Annotated in this window: 11 protein-coding genes and 1 pseudogene; 11 read left to right on the forward strand and 1 reads right to left on the reverse strand. The window is 45.2% G+C overall.

Annotated features, from left to right (window positions below):
* Positions 1-135 precede the first annotated feature (135 nt).
* Both araD and QMK20_RS08890 read left to right on the forward strand, forming a co-directional pair.
* Positions 136-847 (forward strand): annotated as a pseudogene (araD, locus tag QMK20_RS08885) (L-ribulose-5-phosphate 4-epimerase).
* Positions 844-2,541, forward strand: coding sequence for a ribulokinase (locus QMK20_RS08890; RefSeq protein ID WP_283655431.1), 1,698 nt, complete (start codon positions 844-846; stop codon positions 2,539-2,541). Before araD ends, QMK20_RS08890 begins: the two are co-directional and overlap by 4 nt.
* 175 nt (positions 2,542-2,716) lie before the next feature.
* Here QMK20_RS08890 and QMK20_RS08895 read toward each other — a convergent pair whose 3' ends face one another.
* Positions 2,717-3,301, reverse strand: coding sequence for a helix-turn-helix domain-containing protein (locus QMK20_RS08895; protein WP_014280814.1), 585 nt, complete (start codon positions 3,299-3,301; stop codon positions 2,717-2,719).
* A gap of 299 nt (positions 3,302-3,600) precedes the next feature.
* Here QMK20_RS08895 and QMK20_RS08900 point away from each other — a divergent pair, with 299 nt between their 5' ends.
* From QMK20_RS08900 to QMK20_RS08940, 9 genes are all read left to right on the forward strand, one after another.
* Positions 3,601-6,843 (forward strand): hypothetical protein, encoded by a 3,243-nt coding sequence (locus QMK20_RS08900; protein ID WP_283655432.1) that lies wholly within the window; start codon positions 3,601-3,603, stop codon positions 6,841-6,843.
* A gap of 14 nt (positions 6,844-6,857) precedes the next feature.
* Positions 6,858-7,766, forward strand: coding sequence for a DUF6531 domain-containing protein (locus QMK20_RS08905; protein ID WP_283655433.1), 909 nt, complete (start codon positions 6,858-6,860; stop codon positions 7,764-7,766).
* Positions 7,747-8,733, forward strand: coding sequence for a hypothetical protein (locus tag QMK20_RS08910; RefSeq protein WP_283655434.1), 987 nt, complete (start codon positions 7,747-7,749; stop codon positions 8,731-8,733). Before QMK20_RS08905 ends, QMK20_RS08910 begins: the two co-directional genes overlap by 20 nt.
* A gap of 22 nt (positions 8,734-8,755) precedes the next feature.
* A complete protein-coding gene (locus tag QMK20_RS08915; protein WP_283655435.1) occupies positions 8,756-9,175 on the forward strand; it encodes a hypothetical protein in 420 nt (139 codons plus the stop codon).
* On the forward strand, positions 9,117-12,242 hold the full coding sequence (locus tag QMK20_RS08920; protein WP_283655436.1) for a polymorphic toxin-type HINT domain-containing protein: 3,126 nt from the start codon (positions 9,117-9,119) through the stop codon (positions 12,240-12,242). Before QMK20_RS08915 ends, QMK20_RS08920 begins: the two co-directional genes overlap by 59 nt.
* Positions 12,239-12,832 (forward strand): hypothetical protein, encoded by a 594-nt coding sequence (locus QMK20_RS08925; RefSeq protein WP_283655437.1) that lies wholly within the window; start codon positions 12,239-12,241, stop codon positions 12,830-12,832. The genes QMK20_RS08920 and QMK20_RS08925 overlap by 4 nt, the downstream gene beginning before the upstream one ends.
* Before the next feature lie 333 nt (positions 12,833-13,165).
* On the forward strand, positions 13,166-13,543 hold the full coding sequence (locus QMK20_RS08930) for an Imm8 family immunity protein (RefSeq protein WP_283655438.1): 378 nt from the start codon (positions 13,166-13,168) through the stop codon (positions 13,541-13,543).
* 123 nt (positions 13,544-13,666) lie between these two features.
* A complete protein-coding gene (locus QMK20_RS08935) occupies positions 13,667-13,858 on the forward strand; it encodes a hypothetical protein (protein WP_283655439.1) in 192 nt (63 codons plus the stop codon).
* A 235-nt stretch (positions 13,859-14,093) separates the two neighbouring features.
* Positions 14,094-14,750, forward strand: coding sequence for a tetratricopeptide repeat protein (locus tag QMK20_RS08940; protein ID WP_283655440.1), 657 nt, complete (start codon positions 14,094-14,096; stop codon positions 14,748-14,750).
* The last annotated feature ends 92 nt before the right edge of the window (positions 14,751-14,842 follow it).

A 14,842-nucleotide genomic window follows, 5' to 3' on the forward strand; every position in this document is an offset into this window, starting at 1 on the left:
CTAAGTTGTACGTACAAGTGTATAATGAAAGCGGAACCAAGGATAAGGGACATTATGATCCTCTTGTGGTTTTCCATTTGAAGCTGGGTTTAGCACTTCCATTTCAGAAATGATAGTAAAAGGAGTGTCTTATACATGTTAGAACAATTAAAACAGGAAGTATGGGAGGCCAATCTGGCTCTTCCCAAGCATGGTCTGGTTACTTTTACGTGGGGAAATGTAAGCGGTATCGACCGTGAGCAGGGACTGGTTGTAATCAAGCCAAGTGGTGTGGCCTATGAGGAGCTGAAAGCAGAGCAATTGGTTGTACTCAATTTGCAAGGCGATATTGTTGAAGGGGACCTTCGTCCTTCATCAGATACACCTACACATCTGGCACTGTACCGTGCGTTTCCACAAATCGGTGGTATTGTACACACGCATTCCTCTTGGGCCACAAGCTGGGCACAGGCAGGACGCGCGATTCCTGCATTAGGGACAACACAGGGTGATTATTTTTATGGAACGATTCCGTGTACTCGCGCGATGACTTCAGAGGAAATTGCCGGAGAGTATGAGCTGGAGACGGGACATGTGATTATTGAGACGTTTCAGGATATTAGTCCAGCGGATATTCCAGGTGTACTCGTTAATCAGCATGCACCGTTCGCTTGGGGGAAAAAATGCCGATGATGCCGTTCATAATGCGGTGGTGCTGGAGGAAGTAGCCAAGATGGCGTACCGTTCCTTCGCGCTGAACCCGGAATTAACCTCTATGGATCAGGCGCTGCTGGATAAGCATTTTCTGCGCAAGCATGGAGCGAACGCCTACTATGGTCAAACGAAAAAGGAGGAGACACACAAATGAGCAAGTATACCATTGGTGTCGATTATGGAACAGAGTCCGGGCGCGCGGTCATTGTTGACCTCTCTAACGGAGCTGAAATTGCTACACACGTAACACCATATCGCCATGGGGTTATTGATGAAGTGCTGCCTGGCAGCGGACGCAAGCTGGAAATGGACTGGGCGCTGGAGCATCCGGCTGACTATATTGAAGTGCTGACGACTTCTGTACCTGCTGTCATGAAGGAGACGGGGATTTCTCCTGACGACATCATCGGGATCGGGATTGATTTTACAGCATGTACGATGCTGCCAATCGATGCGCAGGGACAACCATTGTGTTTTGACGAGAACCTGAAGGATAACCCGCATAGCTGGGTAAAACTGTGGAAGCACCATGCAGCGCAGGATGAAGCGGATCGTCTGAATGAAATTGCCACACAACGCGGAGAGGCATTTCAGCCCCGTTATGGTGGTAAAATTTCATCCGAATGGATGATCGCAAAAATTTGGCAAATTCTGAACGAGGCGCCGGATATTTATGATCAGACAGATCGCTTTGTAGAAGCGACCGACTGGGTTATTTCCCAGCTTAGTGGAGAACTGAAACGTAATCAATGTACAGCGGGTTACAAGTCCATTTACCATCATCGTGACGGTTATCCGGACCGTGAGTTTTTCAAAGCGCTCGATCCTCGTCTGGAAAATTTGACAGATACGAAGCTGCGTGGTGAAGTTTATGACTTGGGTAGCCGTGCAGGTGGATTAACAGAGGACATGGCTGCAAAGCTCGGGCTGAATCCGGGAACTGCAGTAGCAGTAGGTAACGTGGATGCACATGCGGCTGTTCCGGCGGTAGGTGTCGTTACACCAGGTAAGCTGGTCATGTCTATGGGAACTTCTATTTGTCATATGCTGCTCGGTGAGGAAGAAAAAGAAGTCGAAGGCATGTGCGGTGTTGTAGAAAACGGAATTATCCCGGGCTATTACGGCTATGAGGCTGGTCAGTCGGCGGTAGGAGATATTTTCGCATGGTTCGTTGAGCATGCTGTTCCCGGTGAGGTGAAGGAGCAGGCTGCGGCAGAAGGCGTGAACGTCCATGTGTGGCTGGAGCGCAAAGCGGCAGCGTACAAACCGGGCGAAACCGGATTGCTTGCGCTGGATTGGTGGAACGGCAACCGTTCTGTGCTGGTGGATACGAACCTGACGGGTCTTATTGTCGGCTATACGCTGCTGACGAAGCCGGAGGAAGTGTATCGTACATTGCTGGAAGCCACAGCGTTCGGTACACGTAAAATCGTCGATGCGTTCCATCACAACGGCGTGCCGGTAGATGTATTGTATGCATGCGGTGGATTGCCGCAGAAAAACCGTCTCTTGATGCAAATTTATGCCGATGTAACCGGACGGGAGATCAAAGTGGCGGCTTCTACTCAAACCCCTGCCCTGGGCGCAGCGATGTTCGCGGCAGTGGCTGCGGGAGCAGAGGCCGGAGGGTATGACGATATCGTCGAAGCAGCGCGCCATATGGCTCGTGTACGGGACGAGAGCTTCAAACCGATCCCGGAGAACGCGGCCGTCTATGATAAGCTGTACGAGGAATACAGCCGTCTTCACGACTACTTTGGACGTGGAGGCAATCCGGTGATGAAGAAGCTGAAGGCGATTAAGGAAGAAGCCGGACGTTCTACACAAGCGGCAAGCACTCATTCTTAAAAAGATAAGGTATCTAAAAAAGCACAGTACGCCGGGAAAATGGCAGACTGTGCTTTCTTTGTTCTTATATTCCATGATTTGCAACAGGCGAAAGTCTTATGAAATGAAAGATGGTAATGCGTTCCTTTCATAGACTTTCAGGTAAAGTACAATCGTTTAGGTTTAACGGGCATTCTCACTTTTTCAGCATGGCATCAGCAAACAAGATGGATTTTGGAATGCGGAAAAACTGTTCCGCCTGATCCTGGAAGGTTTGAGAAGGAACGGTACCCTGGTGCAACCATTTTCGAAATGTGCCGGGATGAACGCCAATCCAATGACTGACATCGGTCACCGAAATATCATGGACCATACATAGACCCGCCAAAATCCGGTTTTTGACCGGGGAACGAGTCACAGTCCGTTTCATAAAACGGGACGGTGATGGCTGACAGATGAGCGGTGAACGCCGGACAACCTCTTCATTAAACAGAATATGGTGCGGATAACCAAGTGTATTACAAGCTTTTTCCAGATTAGTGTTGCCGGGAATACGACCTTCATATACCCACGCGCTGACGCTACGGGAGGAAATGGAAAGCTCCTCGGCAAGCTGAGACAGTTTAATGTCATTAGCCATCAAAACGGCTAGCAGAACACGATTGCGCACTTGACAGCGTGTCGGCTTGCGAAAACGTTTGACGCGCACACCTTTTCCCAAATATTTGCGATTGATCAGAGACCACGCCTGAATGGAATGTTTATCTTGTTGTTTAGGCATATATCCTCCGATTTTTTTAACCACATACTACTATACCCGAAGGGGGCTTTGCAAGTGACTCCCCTCCTGATTTTCTTTTAATCCCATGGGCTTAACCGGTTTATGGAAAATAAGGTCCATTTGACCTATGAAAAGGGGCGTTTAAGGGGCCGATATATTAAATTGTCGTATTTATTATGGAAATGAAGGAAAGATGTTCTTTTTTTATGATTGTAAGGCTTATAAGAGAGAGAAATGGATAGGGGACTCCAAGTGTACCCAACTATTTCCTGAATGACAAGAGGAGGTTATCCAGTCAGATGGTTTGTAAAAAGATAATGGTATGGTTTCTGACGGCACTTTTGGCAGCAAACACTTTGTTGTGCTTGCCTGGTGTGGCAGGAGCGGAGGAACAAGATTTAAGGGACGGAATGCAACTGGATCAAGTGGATACGGTACAGGAGGAATTTGAGGTTTCTGATGGAACCGTTTCTTTCACCCCGTCCACTTCTGCGACAAACAGCGTCTATAACGCACTGATGATGAGCTTGGCAGCGGTGGATAACACGACGCTCGTCATTCATCCCGGAGAGACCTATGAATTTGAGAATATAGATACTGCTGGTAGATCAATAACCAGTAATGCATCAACAAAAAATGATGTTACTTATGACCTGGTCACTTATAAAGCAGATGGGTCTATAAATGTAGCCTATCTGGATCACACTTCCACTTCAACTGTGGTTCCGGGAGGAGGTTCTTCTTTTATAACGGCTACAGGAGCAGGGCCTCTGGTCGTATCGGTTAAGCCTCAATTTACCTACAGCACCTCCGAGAATCCGGCACTGGAGCGCATTACTGTCTTTAAGGACGAGAGTTATCGCATTGTAAATGAGGGGGCGGGCAGCCGTACCATTTTGCATAATGCTTCGAGCGCGGACAATCGCCGTTTTGACTATGCAAAATATAAAGAGGATGGAACTTTAGTCGCATCGGGTCTTAATAGTATTGCTCACCCTACTTTTGCGGATGACGAAGAGCTGATTATTACAGGCTCCACTGCAAACGTGGTTAGCTTCGGATTTCCGTATGGCAAATACAGTATAGAAAACACCGGAGAGCCGGCTTATGCACGGGTTACCTTAAATCAAGGAGAAAGCTACCAGTTTATCAATGTGGGAACCAGATTGGACACGATTGAGAGCGATGGGACAACCAAGGATAAGCTTGACTACGTTGTTTACCTGGCAAATGGAACGGAGTCTTCACGCGGTAGTGGCACTTCGGGGAAGCCGCAGATTGGTGTGGACAGATACGCGGTAATTACTCAGGTCACTGCCAATCCGGTTACATACGGCGCTCCTTATCGTAACTTTATTGCCCGTCCTGTGGGCGGATATGCGATCAGCCGCGTCGAGTTTGAGGCAGGCAAGAGTTACATTTTCCATAATAACGGCACGCTGATGAATCCGATCTACAATAACTCCAGAAAGACTGGAAATTTGTTCGATTATGTTATCTATAAGTCAGATGGAACGGTATACACTTACGGTTTTAACAGTCAGGCAGGTCCTATGATCCCGGCTTCGGGATATGCCATTGTGACTGTGATTGGCCCGAGTCCCATTATCTTTGACTATACGGACGATTTTTCCTGGGAAACGAGCAGTGATCCTGCCTTTTTACGCGTAACACTGTCGAAAGGTGAAAGCTATGCGTATACCAATATCAGTAATCGTTTAAGGAATCTGCACAGCACCGCCAAAACCGTTAAAGGTAAATTTGAAGCGGTTCTGTATAAAGTGGATGGTACAGAGCAATCCAGGCGCAGTGATACAAGTACAGCCCCTCAGGTTGGTGCTGGAAAGACAGCTCTTCTTACGGTAACAGGTGATACGCCGATTACATTCGGCGGTATTTATCGGAGCTTCCATGGTCAAGGAGATGATGGTGACCCACTTCAGGAAACGACTTTGCAGCCGTGGGATTCCTATATTTTTGAGAATCATGACAATACATCGCAAACGCTGCGTCGTAACAAAAGCAGTGGAAGCTCTAGATTTGATTTTGCCAGCTACAAGGGACTTAGGCTACTCGCAGCCGATCATTTTAATACCTTGGCTGACCCGGAAATTATCGAGAATGGTGTTGGTATTGTAACGAATGTTTCGGATCGGCCTATCACCTTTAGCCATAGCACTAAGGTAAAGGCTTTACTCAGCGCGCAAATGGCATTTTATCGGATTACGTTAAAGCAGGGAGAAAGCCGGAAATTTATCAACAGAAGTCCGAATGCCAAGGCTTTGGACGTACTTTCTTCCACCGGGATGAAATGGAGTTACACTAACTATCTGGAAGATGGGACGATATACAGTCAAGCGATTGATACGACTCAGTTGCCACTAGTTCAGGCTGGCGGCTATGCCATCGTTACGACGGTATCGGAAATACCTGTGACTTTTGGAGCCGTATGGGGGATATTCGATGTTGAGGCTGCCGAGGTACCGACAGGCAATCAGATTACCGTCAAGCAGGGAGAAAGCTATGTATTCAATAATACTGGCTCACAGGCTTCCTCGTTGACCACAGATGCTTCAAACGAAAGTCGCCTTTATGACTATCTCGTATATGGAGCAGGTAGCGGTGTGAATTCCAAGGTGGATGGAGCAGGAATGGATGCTTCTTTACCCAAAATCTCACTTGGAGCTGGAGGTACGCTCGTTGTGACCGTCACTTCACCGCAAGCTGTGACCTTTTATTTCAACAATGACATTAAAGCGGAGCCAAGCCCAGAACCTGCGTTGTTAAAAACGTCTTTGTCCGGCGAAAAGCAGGAAGTATGGATCAATCGCGGAAGCGAGGCAGCCCCTGTCTTGACGAATGCAGAGACGGCTGGTGGAACGTATCAGTATACCGTTACGGATCAGGCTGGAAAAGTGATTCGTGAACATAAAGAGGCGACAGATAATCTACAGCAAGTGCCAGGTAAAGCAAACATTCATCTTGCCGTAGCGGCAGCTACTCCTGCTGTTAACTTTGGAGCGCCTTATCGTGTGTTTGCTATGAAAAATAAAGATGACAGCAAGCTGGACGAGCTCATTGAGCTCATAGAAAAGGAAGCTGACTTTACAGTAGGTCAGCAAGGGAAATATCGTTTTACACCCAAAGAAGACGGAATGTACCGTTTTGCGGTGATGGAAAAATCCAACTATGCTGTGCAGCAGCCTATTGTAACCTTGTTTACGGACCCAGATTTTTCTAATCAGCTTGTCTCCTCAACAGAGCAAGAGCAAATATATGGTTGGAATTTCACTGTTTTAGAGTATGAGATGAAGACAGGACAAACCGTTTATGTAAAGCTGACAGAAGCCAACAGTGGCGCATTACAAACCGTAATTAAGGAAGCACATATGTCGCTTGGCAAGGATACTTCATATGAATACGGCAAAGGGAACCGACTGAATAAAGTTATTTTTTCCACCGGAGATCAAATCGAGCTGCATTATGATTTAAACGGAAACGTCAGTATGCGGCTGAAAAAGGTATTTCCTTTTACAAATTAAATAGGGGTGAGCATGTGTTTAAACGTTATATTTGTAGTCTATTATGTGTGGCAATGTTGCTGGGTCCATGGAGTACATGGAGTACATGGGCATATGGAGAGGAAGGGAAAGGAGAGGCAGCGGCTTCTCAGGCTTCTTCGTCTTCCACTCCACAGATTATTACCAGAGCATGGCTTGCACAGCAAACGGGTAAGGATCAGGCTTGGATCAATACACAGTTATCCAAGGGCTATACTTTATATGATATTTATAAAGCATGGCAAAAAGATGGTGGGGAAAACTCATTACCGGAACAAAGTCCTGCCTTGTGGGTACAGCAAAATGGGCTTGAATTGAGCACAAAAGCGAAGATGGAACCGTCCAAGGAGCCGGCTGAACTAAAGGCAGGTGAAAAGCCCGTTCAGGATGAAGTGGTGAATCCCAAACCGCTGGATAAGGGTGAGGAACCATCGCTGGTCCCTGAGACGACTGAGGCAGGTATACCATCCTTACCCAGCGTACATGATTCCGTGTATGCACCGATTCCAGAAGAAAACGGCCTGATCGGGCAGGCTTTACTTAAACAAAGCTTGCTACAGGTATCTGCTGCAACAGATGTGTATGCTCCTTTGGATCAGGCAGCGCTTGCACAAAGCAGGTTAAGTGATGATACTTCGCGTTATGGGCTGGATTACGGTGACAACAGTGTATCCACCGCTTCTGGACAGCTTGTTGTTCAAAATACGGACCTCGTGCTGCCAGGGTCATTGCCCTTTGCACTGACTCGTGTGTACAACAGTTCATTGGCCAATAACCAGATTGGTGTGCAGCAAAATGAGGGGGGCATATACAAACACAAGTGCCATCCGCGAGGAGGAAGCAGCTTCAAGTCTGGGACGAGGCTGGAAATGGGATCTTCCACATATGCAGAAACAGGACGGTAAACGGTATTTGTACATGCCTGGAACAGGCTCCTATGAACTGAAAAATGATTTGAAGCTTGAAGGATATGCATACAAAGATCTGAAGATCAGTACAGATCAAAGCGCAAGCGTGCAGGGAATACGAAGTGAATACAAAATATCTGAGCTGAATGGAAATGACTATTATCTCGATCAGGACGGTTATTTGATTTTAATTCAGGATGCGTATAAGAATCGGGTAGAATTGGATTATACAAGCTCTGGTGGAGCTAAGCTCATTCGTTCGATTCGAAATAATGATGGCAGAGAGCTTGGCTTCACTTACAATGCCGGACAGCTTGTAGTCAAGGAGCAGGGAACGGACCATCAGTACACCTATCGTCAAAATGGCGAGGGAAGCAGCAAGGTGCTAACGGAAGTGCTGGATTCCCTGTCACGAAGCACCAGCTATACGTATACCTTCATGGATGCTCCGTTTAATTTGGTAGCAGATCGTGAAGGGAAAACGGGAGCCTTACAGCCCAATGCAACCGCGCTGCTGACACGAATTGTACGACCTACTTCGTCCATGACTGACATTCGTTATGAAGCCTACAACAAGCGCATAGGCGTATACGGTACACAAGGCGTGTTTAAAGTGATTTCACGCGCAGATGTGTACAGTACAACGGCAGGTAACCGTTTTTTAAATCAAACCGATCTCACCTATTCGGGAGAAGATCTAGCCAGCTATGGCAAAAACGCTGAATGGACGGTGGTTGCTACAGGAACACGTACAACAGAAACCTTCCATTTCGCTAAAACCTTTAGAGGAGAGCATGCGCCCGACAAATCGGTTCTTAACCGCTATGATCAAGAGGGAGATTCCACCGGGTATCATGTAGACTACACGTATAAGGACGCCATGGACTGGAATTTGCCTGCGCAAATGCGAGAGTCCTATACGGAGGGGGGGTTCTTCATCCGAGCCTGTCACGACCTCTTATGAGTACAATGAATATGGTCTCCCTTTGAAAATATCCCAAAGTACGGGGTCGGAGACGGTTCATACGTATAAAACCTCTAGTGAGCCTTTTTTCTGGGTACAACCCGTTCAGACGGTTAGCCAAATCAGTGAAGGAAAAACCGGAACGACAGTTCGAACCTATAAAGCAGAGGGCACATTGAATGAACTAAAAAACTATGAAGGCACAGCGCAGGGGAAGCTTTTATCACACAGCTATACTTTTTACAATGCAAAAGGGAATGTAAGCAGTCAGAAGGTTCTCATTGACGACAGAAACTATACGGATGTTTCTATAGATTATAAATCTTCCTATGGTTCTCAGCTCCCGACAAGGCAGCTTTTGCCTAAAGGTGTTGAGTATACGTATGACTACTATCCGACCGGAGAAAGATGCCAAGCGCAAAACGGAGTCCTATGTGTATGACGCGTTGGGGCGTGTAACGAAGGTTACTTATCCGAATGGCACTCAAACGGTTGTGGTATACAAGGATGATACGAACGATGTCACCGTCACCGGACCGGATGGCGTGAGTGCTGAAAGACTGTATAACCCATTCGGACAGCTGCTCCAGCAACAGGTGGACGATGCGATCTACGGATATGGTTATGATGATCATGGAGATATGGTCGAAAGCACGGATGCCGAACAAGCCACCACTCGCTACGCCTACGATGCTTTTGGACGGCCTGTGAAGGCGACCTATGCGGATGGAACAGCAGATACCGTGGCGTATCATGCGGTGAATCGAACGGTCACTTATACGGATGCAGCTGGTTATCGTGTGCGTGAGGTATCGGATGCTTTAGGCCGTGTGACTTCCACTCAAGAAGCTAACAATGGCTCCTTTCAGCCGCTGGAGTCGTTCGCTTACAATCATGCGGGTAGGGTCACTAGCCGGACGGACGGTAACGGCCAACGTATGACCTATGATTACGATGCACTGGGACAAATGACCTCCGTCACAGATCCATCTGGACAAAAGACCAGCTATATGTATGATCTGGCTGGAAATTTGAAGACCGTTCAGTATCCTGACGGGCAAAAGAATCTGTACTCGTATGATGAGCTGGGCAGACGCATGCTGCTGGAGAAATCCAGTGGAGGAACGACGCTAAATATTTACGATACGGATGGCAATATCACCCGTATGCTGACAGGGAAATCGCAAGCGATCACTTTTGAATATAATACGAACGGGCTGGTTACGGAAGCGGCGGGACCAGATTTTAAAACAAATTATACCTATGACCTTGCGGGACGCCGAACCAGCATGACAGATGGGCAGGGAATGACCTCCTATGCCTATGATCCAGCAAATGGGGCGTTGACCGGACTGAAATACCCGGACGGCACGCAAATAACCTACGAGTACAACAAGCAGTCTCGCACAGGCTATGTGCTGACCGATGGTGCTGGTACGTCTATGCACGTTCAATCCAAGCTGGATAGTTTGGGCCAAGTGACTCAAATGGACGTTAGCAGTGGAGCAGGGACAGCGGGCGTACAGAGTCTGGCAGGAGCGAGTGCTGCTACGGGTGGTTCACTGGATCGTATGACATTTGAGTATGCACCGAATGGGTTGCTGAAAAGTCAGGCTTCAAGCCGAGGGCTAAGTACGCGATTCAGCTATAACGGACTGGATTTGTCCGGAGTTACGGTGGAGCAAGGCGGTGCGGCATTGCACCAATTTGGGTATGAGCGGGATGGGAATAAAAACATCATCGGACGTACACAAAACGGAACCACGGATCAATTTGGATATGACCCGTCAAACCGAATGGCCAGCGAAGCCGCAGGTGAGAAGAACAAGACCTACGGCTATGATCCGAATGGAAACCGAAGCGCCGAAGGCAGCGGCAAAGTGTTCGGTATGGAAAACGCCAGTTATGGCTATGATTCCGTCAGTCGTCTGACCCATGTGAGCGGTGAAGGAAAAGAGGTCGGATACAGCTATAACGGAGACGGGCTGCTGTACGAGCGTACGGAGGGTGGCAAAACGACCCGGTATTACTACGATGAAGAAGCGAAGCTAATGGCAGAAGCTGAGGTCGAAGGTGGAACGCCGAAGATCACGTATGCCTACGTGTATGACTTGTCCGGTCAACTGTGGGCGAGACAAGACAAGTCAAGCGGACAGCTGCAATATTATCAGTTGAATGGCCACGGTGATGTGGTGGGCCTGAGTGATAGCTTGGGTAAGGAGCTGAACAGCTACAGCTACGACATCTGGGGCGGCCCGAAGACGGTGAAAGAGACTGTTCCGAACGTGCTGCGCTACGCTGGCGAGTATTGGGATGATACGACCGGACTCCAGTATTTGCGCGCACGTTGGTACGATCCGGGCACAGCCCGTTTTATGGGTGAAGATACGTATCAGGGCGAGATGAGCGATCCGCAGAGCTTGAACTGGTATGCGTATGTAGCGAATAATCCGTTAATTTATGTTGATCCAAGTGGACATTCTTTTGAGACCCTTGATTATCAAGAACTTCGGATACTATTAAATGATGCAAGAGTTAGAACGAATTCCACAAAAAATAAGGATTATCAGGTATACAAGGACTTCATACGAAAACGATACGATTTTGTGTCCATTTTTGGAGGAGCAAACCAGTATAATTACTTATACGACCTGTTAACGGGAACGAGTGGCTATAAGAATAGTGCAGGCAAGTCAGATTGGGCAAGAGGACAGTTGTTAAGTGCATACCAAAATTGGACAGATGCCGAAGTCCTTGGGATAGCGGCGATGGGGATGATTGGTGATGTAAAAGTTGGTGGAAAAGGGAGTAAAGTAAAATCATCAAGAGGGTGTAATTGCTTTACCGCAGGTACGAAGGTTCAAACAGACGAAGGGGAGAAGAATATCGAAGACATTACAGTCGGAGATAAGGTTCTCTCGAAGAATGAAGAGACTGGGGAGGTCGGTTATAAAGAGGTTACGGCGACCTTCAATCACGAAACGGGAACGGATGAAATTTACAAAATCCATGTTGGCGACCAAGTGATTGAATCTACCTTTAACCATCCATTCTGGGTGGACGGTCAGGGATGGACGTTCGTCAAAGACCTTCAAGTCGGTGATTTGCTTGTCCAGAGCGATGGGAATAAACTCAAGATAGAGAGCATCGAACTGGAGCATGAGCAAGCTACTGTTTATAACATGACGGTGGATGAGTTCCATACCTATTTTGTTAGTGACCTTGGGATTTGGGTGCATAATACGAATTGTAGTTATAAAGACATAACAGTAGGGAAAAGTGTAAGAAATATTTCAACTGACGTTACGAGAACAGATTTCGAGAAGAGTCTTTTGAATGATGGTTGGAAAAAAGCAGTTAGTAAAGATGGTAAAGTTTCTATCTACTCTAAAGATGGAGCTAGATATACTGTTCGTGACACGTCGAATCAAGGGCAACAAACAGCAGAGTTTTGGGCTAAGGGAGCTTCGGAGGTCACTACTAAGGTTAGATTGGGGTCACCTAAATGAGCAAACTAATTTCGGATAAAGAGAAATTTGAAGAAGCAGTAAATTTGGTTAAAAGAGCGTTTGACCATGAAAAGCGTTTACCTGAGCAAATTTTTAATGTGCCTTTTCAAAAAACATGTGTATTTGACTTCGATAAAGCAATGAGTTATTCCTTTTGGCATGAACTTGAGCGGCTCATTAATCTATCAAATGACCCATTTATTCTCATGGCTGTATTAGACCCACATCCGGTAGATTATTTTTATAAAGAGTTTTCACGTTACAATTTTTTTATCCTTTCAAGGGATGCAACAGCTGATGAATACTGGAAAATGATTGAGTCAAGTCCTGAGGAAAGCCCTGCTGATGCAATTGTGTTTAATTCGGAAGTTGTTGTTTGGCTTTCACCTTCAATGAAGTGGGCGATTTGGGGAGAAAGGAGCTACGGTATCTGTATTGTAGGTTTAAGTGAGGAAATAAGTAGTTACAAAAGCGAGTCTTGTTTAACAATTGATACAGCTATCTCTGATTTGGTATCATTAAATTTTGGTAATATAATACCCGACGAAGTAGTGTCAAAGCTATTATTGCATTATAACAATATGGATTAAATAATTAGTGAGACCTTGGTGGATAGTGACTCCAAGGTCTTTCTTTTATCCCCACCCAGTGCCGAATGAATCGGACTACTAATTCCAAGCTAACCTAACCCTCGTAATCCACCTATGAATTTTCCTCAAAATGTCATGTGCGCACAAAACTACTCAATAATTGAATTTTATACCCTTTTCTTTGTAACTTCCTGCTTCATCAAAACCTCAAAATCATCAGACTTTGTTGTTAGATATGGCTATAAGAAAGATGGATCACTAGAATTGAACTTAGAAAACAACATTGGTGGAAATTTCCATATAAAAGTTAAATGATTTGAAGGTGGAATTCGTGTGATAATACCTGTGCTTAAAGGTATTGATTTTGTTAGGAATCCAGAAGAGCAGACTAATTTTAATGTGAGAGCAACAGCTTATACTTCAGAAGTAAATGATAAGGGTGCGGACTGCTTTCATTTCCAAGTGGTTTCACCAGAATATCTAGCGAAATTTTTAAGTGAAAATAATATTTTTGATGGAAGGGCGACATTCATTGTTAGTAAATTTGACCTAGCTTTGTTGGAGCTAGAAGTAAATAAGATTTTAAAGGATTGTATCCGTCCTACTTGGGATGAAGTGGGGAAGGCTATTAACCGACATTTGAGATGGGAATACGATAACATTCAATACATGTCGAGTGAGGAGGTACAATTAAGGGTGGACCTAGATTAATGACAAGGATTCAAGCTGTATAGTTAAATAAAAATAACCAAATCAAATTAGCAGTAGCTATTGATTTAGCTCAAAAAGACTTAAGTAATCTCATTTGAAACACCTTGGAAGGGGTATGACCAGTTGTTAAGTGCATACCAAAATTGGACAGATGCCGAAGTCCTTGGGATAGCGGCGATGGGCATGATTGGTAATTCAGGTGGGAAGTCTGGTAAGGGAAGAACAACAGGCTTTACAAAAATCAGCTTCAAGACAGATTTGTTTAAGCGATATGAGGGCCATGTATTCTCATCCGACCATATTAATACGGGATAATGAAGTTAGGAAAAGATAAACAATCAATATGCAGCAGTATAACTGGAAAAATTGGCTCTGTAGATTCCTCTAAGTTAAAACAAGGTTCAAACCAAATGCATACTAATATTAACGGATATGATGTTACGATAAGACTTTACGTTAATGAAAATGGTACAGTTATTAACGTGAATACCTTTATGGGAACTGCTGACAGGGTAATTGGAAACTTCGTTAAATAAATTGGAGTGATAAAATGGAAGATATAAAATTGCAAGAAACTATATCAAAATTAGTTGTTAGTCGGGACTCTCTTGAGGAAGCAGAAAGGCTAATGCTAGACTATGTGAAAGTAAATCCAAATGATGTTGATGGTTGGGCTAGATTGGTCATTTTGGAGACACTTTCTTTGATTGAAGATTATGAACGAGCTACTAAGTATCTCACCAATGCTCTAGCCTTTCACAAGGATAATTTGTTATTTTTTGTTTTAATGTTGTTCTTCTCCGATTGGTATTTAGGCGGTTTAGATGAAAAGATGATAAGGAAAGCACTCGAACTAAAAAGTACAGTAAATTATGAAGTTTCCTCCATGTTGTCTTACATTCTTGCATGGCATTACAAGGGTATGGACATTTGTAAATTTGATTCATTATTAAATGAGTCGATACAAGAGTGTCCAAAACATGTTACTAACTTCACTGATTTGGGAAAGCACTATCTAGATAAGGGAGATAAAGAATTAGGAAAAACATTGATTCGGAAGGGAGTATCAAACGTTAAATTAATTTATAAAGATTCCAATATTGATTATGATCCACTCGATATAGTTCGCTTTGTAAATGAGAGGATAACTGGAGTATTTATGACTGAAAATATGTATCACTCTCTTAATAAATTGATACAAACTTAAATGTGAAAGACCTTAAAAGGGAAATGACAAAATTTCCAAGAGTCTCACCTACAAGCTCTTTCTTCTCTATACAAGATTTTAAACATTTAGCC

Origin of the sequence: Paenibacillus sp. RC334, assembly GCF_030034735.1 — a bacterium.
Classification (GTDB): domain Bacteria; phylum Bacillota; class Bacilli; order Paenibacillales; family Paenibacillaceae; genus Paenibacillus; species Paenibacillus terrae_A.